7 protein-coding genes and 1 pseudogene are annotated in these 8,193 nt (G+C 68.9%); 4 read left to right on the top strand and 4 right to left on the bottom strand.

Annotation, left to right across the window (positions count from 1 at the left end):
- Nucleotides 1–52: 52 nt before the first annotated feature.
- Together AOK09_RS19600 and AOK09_RS19595 are read left to right on the top strand one after the other, a co-directional pair.
- Nucleotides 53–1,090, top strand: a complete 1,038-nt coding sequence (locus AOK09_RS19600; protein WP_063796011.1) for an aldo/keto reductase — start codon at nucleotides 53–55, stop codon at nucleotides 1,088–1,090.
- 367 nt (nucleotides 1,091–1,457) lie between these two features.
- Nucleotides 1,458–2,687, top strand: coding sequence for an MFS transporter (locus AOK09_RS19595; protein WP_079063235.1), 1,230 nt, complete (start codon nucleotides 1,458–1,460; stop codon nucleotides 2,685–2,687).
- A 182-nt stretch (nucleotides 2,688–2,869) separates the two neighbouring features.
- Here the strand turns inward: AOK09_RS19595 and AOK09_RS19590 are convergent, their stop codons facing one another.
- Nucleotides 2,870–3,244: a MerR family transcriptional regulator gene (locus AOK09_RS19590; RefSeq protein ID WP_055588506.1), complete on the bottom strand. Its 375-nt coding sequence runs from the start codon at nucleotides 3,242–3,244 to the stop codon at nucleotides 2,870–2,872.
- Nucleotides 3,245–3,289: 45 nt separating this feature from the next.
- Here AOK09_RS19590 and AOK09_RS19585 point away from each other — a divergent pair, with 45 nt between their 5' ends.
- On the top strand, nucleotides 3,290–4,180 hold the full coding sequence (locus AOK09_RS19585; protein WP_055588505.1) for an NmrA family NAD(P)-binding protein: 891 nt from the start codon (nucleotides 3,290–3,292) through the stop codon (nucleotides 4,178–4,180).
- A 48-nt stretch (nucleotides 4,181–4,228) separates the two neighbouring features.
- Nucleotides 4,229–4,644, top strand: a pseudogene (locus AOK09_RS42260) (hypothetical protein); the annotation flags it as partial.
- Here AOK09_RS42260 and AOK09_RS19580 read toward each other — a convergent pair.
- The 3 genes from AOK09_RS19580 to AOK09_RS43700 all read right to left on the bottom strand — a co-directional run bounded on the left by AOK09_RS19580 (nucleotide 4,605) and on the right by AOK09_RS43700 (nucleotide 7,674).
- Entirely contained in the window at nucleotides 4,605–6,227 is a 1,623-nt protein-coding gene (locus AOK09_RS19580) for an NAD(P)-binding domain-containing protein (protein ID WP_157875956.1), read from the bottom strand. The pseudogene AOK09_RS42260 and the gene AOK09_RS19580 sit on opposite strands and share 40 nt — an antisense overlap.
- Before the next feature lie 591 nt (nucleotides 6,228–6,818).
- Nucleotides 6,819–7,373: an NADPH-dependent FMN reductase gene (gene ssuE, locus AOK09_RS19575; RefSeq protein ID WP_055588503.1), complete on the bottom strand. Its 555-nt coding sequence runs from the start codon at nucleotides 7,371–7,373 to the stop codon at nucleotides 6,819–6,821.
- Nucleotides 7,374–7,584: 211 nt separating this feature from the next.
- Nucleotides 7,585–7,674 (bottom strand): putative leader peptide, encoded by a 90-nt coding sequence (locus AOK09_RS43700; protein WP_407675421.1) that lies wholly within the window; start codon nucleotides 7,672–7,674, stop codon nucleotides 7,585–7,587.
- Nucleotides 7,675–8,193 lie beyond the last annotated feature (519 nt).

The following is an 8,193-nucleotide window of genomic DNA, read 5'->3' as shown; positions in this document are numbered from 1 at the left end:
TCCCCCCACAAGCCCCCCGACAAGCCCGACGAGTGACAAGAGAGAGCACCCCATGAGCGAGCAGTATCCGAACTACGAGGACGTCTTCAAGGCGGCCGACAACCGCTACGAATCCCTGCCCTACCGCCGCACCGGGCGGTCCGGGCTCGACCTGCCGGCCATCTCCCTCGGTCTGTGGCAGAAGTTCGGCGCCGACTACGCCTACGACACCCAGCGTGACATCATCCTGCACGCGTTCGACCTGGGCATCACCCACATCGACAACGCCAACCGCTACGGCCCGCCGCACCGTGCCGCCGAGCAGACCTTCGGTCGTGTGCTGCGCCGGGAGCTGGCGCCCTACCGCCACGAGCTGATCCTGTCCAGCAAGGCCGGTGGCATCTTCGGGCCCAACCCGAACCTGCGCGGCGGCAGTCGCAAGGCGCTGCTGACCTCGCTGGAGCTGAGCCTGCGCGACCTCGGCACCGACTACATCGACATCTTCTACCACCACACCCCGGACGAGACGACGCCGCTGGAGGAGACCGCCGGCGCGCTCGCCACGGCCGTCAAGACGGGCAAGGCCCTGTACGTCGGCATCTCCAACTACAAGACCGACCGCGCCGAGGCCATCGCCCAGCTGCTCAGGGCCGAGGGCGTACCACTGCTCATCCACCAGCCGCGCTACTCCGTCTACGACCGCAGCATCGACCGGAACGGCCTCGCCGACCTGGCCGTCAAGGAAGGTTTTGGTCTCATCGTCTACTCGCCGCTGGCCCAGGGCCTGCTCACCAACAAGTACCTCGAGACCATCCCGGACGGCGCCCGCGCCCAGAACAGCGACTTCCTCAAGCCCGACCAGATCGACGAGACCTACCGGCAGCGCACGGCGCAGCTGAACAAGCTCGCCGAGAACCGCGGCCAGTCGCTGGCCCAGCTCGCCCTCCAGTGGGTGCTGCGCAACCCCGCCGTGACCTCGGCGCTGATAGGCGCCAGCTCCACGGAGCAGCTCGACCACAACGTGCGTGCCCTGAACGGCCCGGAGTTCACCGACGAGGATCTCGCCCTCATCGACGAGTACGGCGTGCACGGAACGGGTCAGCGCAGCTGACACCGCCGGGGAGATCGCCGCCGGGGTGGAGGGCGGCCGGCCGTTTCGGCTGCACTTCCTCCTCCGTCTCGACGACGATCTCCCGCCGGGGGCTGCCTCGCCAGGGATCCCTGTCCGATCCGGGGCGGCTCTGAACATCCGCACGGGAGCCCGGGAGGCGTCTCAGCCCCGGGCTCCCGCAGGGCGCAGGGCCAGGAACTACAGCACCGTCAGGTCGCGGGGACACCGCGCCTCCGCAGCCCGGTGTCAACCGTCGTGAGTGAGCACGTCGGGATTCCCGTTCACAGAACAGTTGAGGCACGATGAAGCCACGTGACCCGTCCCCGTCTGCCATGGTCGTGGGAGCCGCTCGGCTGCTGGTGCGCGGATGAGCGTGCGCACGGCCCGCGAGGCCCAGCGGCAGGCCCTCCGTCCCGACAAGCCGGACGGCCGGCGGCTCGTGATCATCTTCGCGGTCACCCAGACCCTGGGCTACGGGTGTCTCTCGCAGGGCTTCTCGGTGCTTCTGATTCCGATGTCCCACGACCTGCACAGCTCGCGCACCGCCATCGCGGTGGCCTCGACCCTCTCCACGCTCATCGGCGCCTTCGCGGCCTACCCGGTGGGGCGGGTCATGGACCGGTACGGCGGACGGGCCCTGATGACCGCCGGTTCCGCGAGCGGCGCGATGGGCGTCTTCCTGTGGTCGCGGTCAACCGGACTGCCCGGACTGTACGCGGCGTTCGTGCTCATCGGCCTGGCTCTCGCCATGTCCACGTACGATGCCGCGTTCGCCGTCCTGGTGGTCGCGACCGGGAAGGACCGCCGCGACGGCGCCATCGTGACCATCACCATGATCACGGGTTTTCTGACGAGCTTCTTCTATCCGCTCATCGGGTGGCTGCAGGGCGGGCTCGGGTGGCGCACCACACTCGGCGTGCTGGCGGTCGCCATGGTGCTCATCGTCGTTCCCGCGCACCTGTGGGCCGTACCGGGGCGCGCCACGCACCACAGCCGGATCACCAGGCGCACCGGGTTCCAGCTGGGCGACGCGATCAGGACAGTGCGATTCTGGCTGCTGCTGGTCTCATTCGTCGCTCAGGCCGGCACCACGTCCGGCTTCCTGGTCATGATGGTGACCTACTTCCAGAACGTCGGTTTCAGCGCGCACACCGCCTCGACACTGCCGCTTGCCGTCGGTGTCCTGCAGCTCACCTCACGCCTGGCGCTGGCGCCCCTGTCAGCGCGATTCGGCATGCTGCCCGTGACGACGTTCTCCTTCGCCGCGCAAGCACTCGGGTTGCTCCTCCTGCCGCTTGCGGGTGTGTCCGTCCTGCCCACGGTGCTGTGCATCATGGCCTTCGGACTCGGCTACGGGATCAGTGTGGTGGCTCGGCCGTCGGTCGTGGCCGGTACCTTCGGGGTCACCCGGTTCGCGAGCATCATGGCGGTCACCGCGGTGCCGATGGCATTCGCCCGTGCCGGGACGCCGCTGGCTGCCGCATGGCTGGAGAACTGGCGGTTCCTGATCCTGCTGGGCTCGATCACCGCTGTCGCGGCCGTCGCGCTCCTGCCGCTCGTGCGCTATCAACGCCGAGCGGCTGAGGGCCCCGCGTAGGGCGGCACGGCCGAACTCGGCCGGACGACTCGGCGGGCGTCCGTGCGGCCTTTGCATCCTCCTCGTCGAAGGTCGGAAGCAGTGCACTCGCAGGGTTTCTGAGCACCCACCGGGCGCCCTGTCTCGGCGGTCGCTTGCCACTGACCAAGCGCTACGGTCGTCGAAGTCCTCACGTCGAAAGATCAAGGGTTGCGGACGAACGTCGCGCATTCCAGGCACTCCTCGAGGTACCGATGGCGACACTCGAGGGTGTGCTGGAGGAAGGTGATGGCTTGCTGTCTGCTGTGGACCTCCGCTTCGAGCGCAGCGATCTTCGCGCGCACGACCTCCTGCGCTGCGGACTTCTTCGGGGACATCGCGGCGGTGACCTCCGGCAGCGAGAGCCCTATGTGCCGCAGTTTCAGCACGGTTCGTGCCTGCTCCAGGACGTCGCGGTCGTAGAGGCGGTAACCGTTCGCGTCCCGGGGCACCGTGAGTGCCCCGACGTGCTCCCAGTGCCGTAGCACATGCGCCTCGACTCCAAGCTGCGCAGCCGCCTCGCCGATCGTTATCGCCATTCCGCCCTTGCCTTGATGTCGACCTGAACCTTTAGCGTCGTCAGCATGCCTGACAGTTCTCCCACCCCGCCTACTCCCGCTTGTTCCCGATCGGTCCTGGTCACCGGCGCGACGGGCAACCTCGGCCGTGAGCTCCTCGCCAGGCTGCACGGGCGCGCAACCTCTGTGCGGTGCCTTGACCGTCGCCGCGTCGGCCCGCGACCCGGCGTCGCATCGGTGCGCGGTGACCTGACCGATGCCGACTCCGTCCGTGCGGCGCTTGACGACATCGACACCGTCTTCCTCCTATGGCCGCTGCTGGACTCCGCACCCGCCGAACCACTCATCGCAGAACTCGCCGCAGCAGCGCCGCGCGTCGTCTACCTCTCCTCAACCGCGGTCGATGACGCCTCTGTTCGCCAGAGCGACCCGATCGTGCAGGTACACGCGGACATGGAACGCCGGCTCCGCGACGCCGGCCTGCATCCCACCGTGCTGCGCAGTGACACGCTGGCGTCCAACACCCGGGGCTGGGCGGCACAACTGCGCGCAGGCGACGTGGTCGAAGGCCCGGACACAGCGCGTACAGCAGTCGTGGACGAGCGTGATGTCGCGGCCTCGGCTGCGGAGGTGCTTCTTCGACGCCGGAACGATACGGATCGCACCTACCTGCTGACCGGGCCCGAGCCGCTCAGCAGGGCCGACCAGGTCGGAATCCTCGGTGCCGCGCTCGGCCGAAACCTGCGCTTCGAGCCGGTTCCCGGGGAAGTCGCCCGCGCACGGATGCTCGCGGACGGCCGCCCCGAACAGCTGGTCGATGCCCTCCTCGCGGCTTCAGCGCGGCGACCGGAATCACGCCTTGTCACCGATGACGTGGAGCGCCTGACCGGTCTGCCGGCCCGCTCCTTCGCACAGTGGGCCATCGACCACAGCCCCGAGTTCAGCCGACAGCCGTAACCGCACACATCTGCCGGTCTCCAGCCGGTGTGACGGCCATCGAACCGGAACGGCGAACCGAACCGGGAGCCCCGCAGGATCAACGTCAGGTGGCCAGGTCACATGGTCCACGTCGATGTGAAGAAGGCCGGCCGGATCCCCGAGGATCGTCACGGACCACGAGGCGTGTTACCGCGCCGATGCATTCACCCGAGCACTACTCGAGTCACGCCACCAGCGCATCACGCGTGGAGCGCCACAACCGGATCTCGGCAGAGGAGTTCCCCCACGCCCGCGAGTGGAACTTGGAAGACGAACGGGCCACCGCCCTTGGCGTGGGGAACAACCACGTCGACCACCACCGGCCCCACGGCACTGCTGGAGGCCGGACACCAGCACTGCGCCTCCAAAGCGTTGTCACCGATGTGCCGGCCTCCCACAGCCACTATCCGCGCCCGACTGCTCGCCAGAGACGGCCGACGTAGAACTGCAGGAACGGATCCTCGGTGCTGTCGTCCGGCGTCTTTCCAGCAGCGGATGCCGGCGGCAGCGTTGCGTCTTCGGCGAACAAGGCTGCGCCGACCGCATCGACGAGCCGCGGGATGCCGGTTGGCAGCGACTGCGTATCGCCGACGGGTATGCCGAAGCTCATGGCGGCGCCGGCCGAGAACACATGGATGCGGGTCACCCACGGAGCCGTGCCCGGCTCACGCTCCTGGAACTCGTAACCGTCGCCCAGGTACGGCCAGCGGCCCAGGCCGACGTTCTCCAGTTCGGCCGGCGGCTGGTAACGGTGCTCCCAGAGGGCGACCTGGTCGGCTATCGGCGCGAGTTCGGGCTGGGTGTTCGGGTCGTACTGGTAGCCCGTACCGGCGATCAGGAAGTCGAACCGGTGGGTGCCGTCGTCGGCCTCGACCTGCACGCCGTCCGCGGTGGCGACGGCCTTGTTCCAGCCGGCCGAGAGGTGCACCGCGAAGCCGTCGAACGCGGCCGCCCGCCTGACTGAGGCCAAGGTGCAACTGCGGCCTGCACGAGCCGCGGTGACCTTGAGCTTCCATCGCTCGGCGTCGGAGCGCCGGTGGAAGTTCTCGCGGGCGCCGACATTCGCAGGGCCCTGGGGAGCTTCGCCCTGAATGAGCAGCTTCTCGTGCCGGGTGAACACGTGTGCCTCAGCGGCGCCGGCCTCCAGCGCGGTGGCCGCGGCATCCAGTGCGGATGCGCCCGCGCCGAGGACACCGATCTTCCTGCCGATGAGGTTCTTGAACTCGATGGGCTCGCCGGTGTGGGCGTACAGCTCGCGCGGCAGACCCTCGAAGGCATCGGGGAAGAAGAAGCCGCCGGTTCCCTCGACGCCGTTGGCGAAGATCAGTCGGCGGGTGACCTCGGTGCGGCGTTCCTGGCTGCCGTCCTCATCGGTGACGACGAGTTCCAGGGCGAGTCCGTGCTCGTGCGGCGCGACGCTCATCAGGCGGGTGCGGTGCCGTACGGGTACCCGCAGGGTCTGCTCGATCCAGTCGATGTAGGCCGCCCACGGAAGGCGCGGGATGCGGTCGAGCGCCTCGTAGGCAGCCAGCCCGTGGCGTTCCTCGTACCAAGCGCGGAAGCTCAGCTCCGGGTGACCGAACTCGGGCTCCGGCCAGATCTTCGGCGTCCGTAGCGTGTGCATGCGAGCGACGGTCTTCCAGACGCCGGTCTCACCCGGGGGCGCCGCGTCGATCACGGCTACGCGGCCGATGCCGGCGCGCCGCAGGGCGAAGCCGATGCCCAGTCCGGCCTGCCCGCCGCCCACGACGACGACGTCATGATCGGCCCCGGTGTTGCGCACCCAGTTCACCGGGTCGGGTCCGAAGTGTCTCAGGAAGCGGTCGCCACGAGACTCCAGCGCTCGCGTGGCTCTCTCGCCGCCTTCCTCCAGCCGACGCCGCTTGTCTGCGCCCGTCCTGGTGATGGCTTCTTCCAGGTCCGGTGAGTCCGGCGTGGGCAGACGCCTGAGTACCGGGTTTTCACGACCTTCGGCCGCAGCCACAGCGCCCGGCTCGATCGGGGGCGCATCGGAAGAGCTGCTCATCTCTCGCTCCTTGGTCTCGTCATGCCGTCGTCCGGTGCGGCGGGGTCCATCCGGACGTGGCCTTGTCATCGCTGTGCGGGCCCCTCCGACGCTCTGTTCACCACTGGCGGTCTGAGCGCGCCAGTGAGCGTCGCGGTGCTGGGATCGGCTCTGTCCTGAAGAGCCGGTTGCCGGATTGTCCGGCCGTCTGCGCTGGTGAGCGGGCGCAGACGGCCGGACAATCCGGCTCCTGACCGGTCCGCATGACCGAGGGACTGTGCGTGGGTGCCAGTCAGCTCCAAGGTTCCGGGGCGCCGGCCAGGCTTGAGGGGGCGACTGTCCGGCTCCGGCCGGAGCTTGGCTGCGCCATCGGCGTTGAGTACGACGGCGCCGTACGCCTGGTGGCTCGACTTGGAGCAGCCGTTGTACGAGGTCGGTCCAGGCCGAGGTGGCTCGGAGAATCACGACGTCGCGCTGTGATGCTCAGGACCGAGGAGCTGGCACCGCCGAACGGGACGTTGAGCCTGGCAGGACCAGAGCTCTGCAGGAGAGGCCGGCTGCAGAGCCGGCCGCGGTCGCCGGCAACGCCGTTGACCGGGCCGGCCCGGGGAATCAGGCGGCGGCGAGGATGCGGTGGCGGGCGGTGAGCGCGGCGGAGAAGGCGTCGGAGACCCGGTAGACCTCGCGGGCGGTCTCCTCCTGGACGGTGACGGTGCCGTCCAGGGCGACGGTGATGTGCTTGTCGACCACGAACCAGCCGGGCAGCACATGGTCGGCTCCCATGGAGGTGAGCACCGGCCGCAGTGCGTAGTCCACGGAGAGGACATGGGCGGGGCTGCCGCCGGTGGCCAGTGGGAGCACCGCCTTGCCGGCGAGGGCGTACTGGGGCAGCAGGTCCAGGAGGGTCTTGAGCAGACCGGAGTAGGCGGCCTTGTAGACGGGTGTCCCTATCACTATGCCGTCGGCCTTCTCGAACAGTCGGGCCGCGTCCTGGATCGCGGGGTGCCCGGGGTCGGCCCCCAGCAGCGCCTCGGCGGGCAGGGTGCGTACGTCGAGCGGGATCACATGGTGTCCCTGCTCGGCCAGGCGCGCGTCGAGGTGGCGCAGCAGGCGACCGGTGCGGGAGGTCGCGGACGGGCTTCCCGAGACGGAGAGCACGGTGGGCATGGAAACTCCTTCGCAGCGGCGGGACGGCGGCCCGGGCCGGGAAACCGGCCACGCGCTTGTGTCCCGTCGCGGACAAGTCAGCAGAAACGGAGAGATGACGGTCGGCCGGGGGAGAGACGCCGGGCCGACGAGGTGTCAGGAGGGACGCCGCCCGGATACGGGCAGGCGAAACCTGAGGGTCACGGCGGGCAAGCGCGCGAAGAGGGCCCGCTCAGCGGGCGGCGCGAGGCGAACAGAGGCCGCTGGACACGCGCACGAGATCGACGTGGCGTCGACGCGTGAGGTCCTGGCAGTGGCACATGCATGGCATTTAATCAGCTGATGGGCCGATCGGTCGAGGCCGCTCCTGGTCAAGGGCCGGTGACGCCCCGACAAGGTCCTCCTTTTTCGGCACGAACGTCTGGGCGCATCCTTCAGGAGCTCGAACTCGCCGCGTGACCTGCACGGAGATGGTTCCCGGCAAGCGCACCGGAGGCACTCTGCGAGGTCGGGGGCCTCGCGACCGCTCTGGAGAAGGAGTACTGCTTCCACCCACGCCGCAGCCCTGGATGTTCCGAGTCGAACACTTGCGCATCGCGCAAATGCCCATCCATGACCGGGTGTTCGCGCTTCAAGACGACGGTTGACAAGGAATGTCGGTCCACCACAGACTCTGTCCCCATGAGCCTCCTGGACCCGCTGTTGACCAGTGAGCGCTGTGTCGACCTGTTGAGGGTTTCCAGCGCGCGGTGTTGACGACCCGCGTGGCGTGAACCACATTCCGGACTTTCGGTCCTCGATCGTCCGACCCGTCCTGAGCATCGACCCGTCCTGAGCATCG

Source organism: Peterkaempfera griseoplana (assembly GCF_001418575.1).
Classification (GTDB): Bacteria; Actinomycetota; Actinomycetes; order Streptomycetales; family Streptomycetaceae; genus Peterkaempfera; species Peterkaempfera griseoplana.
Note: the sequence above shows the minus strand (reverse complement) of the source record. Positions and strands in the feature narration are given on the sequence as shown.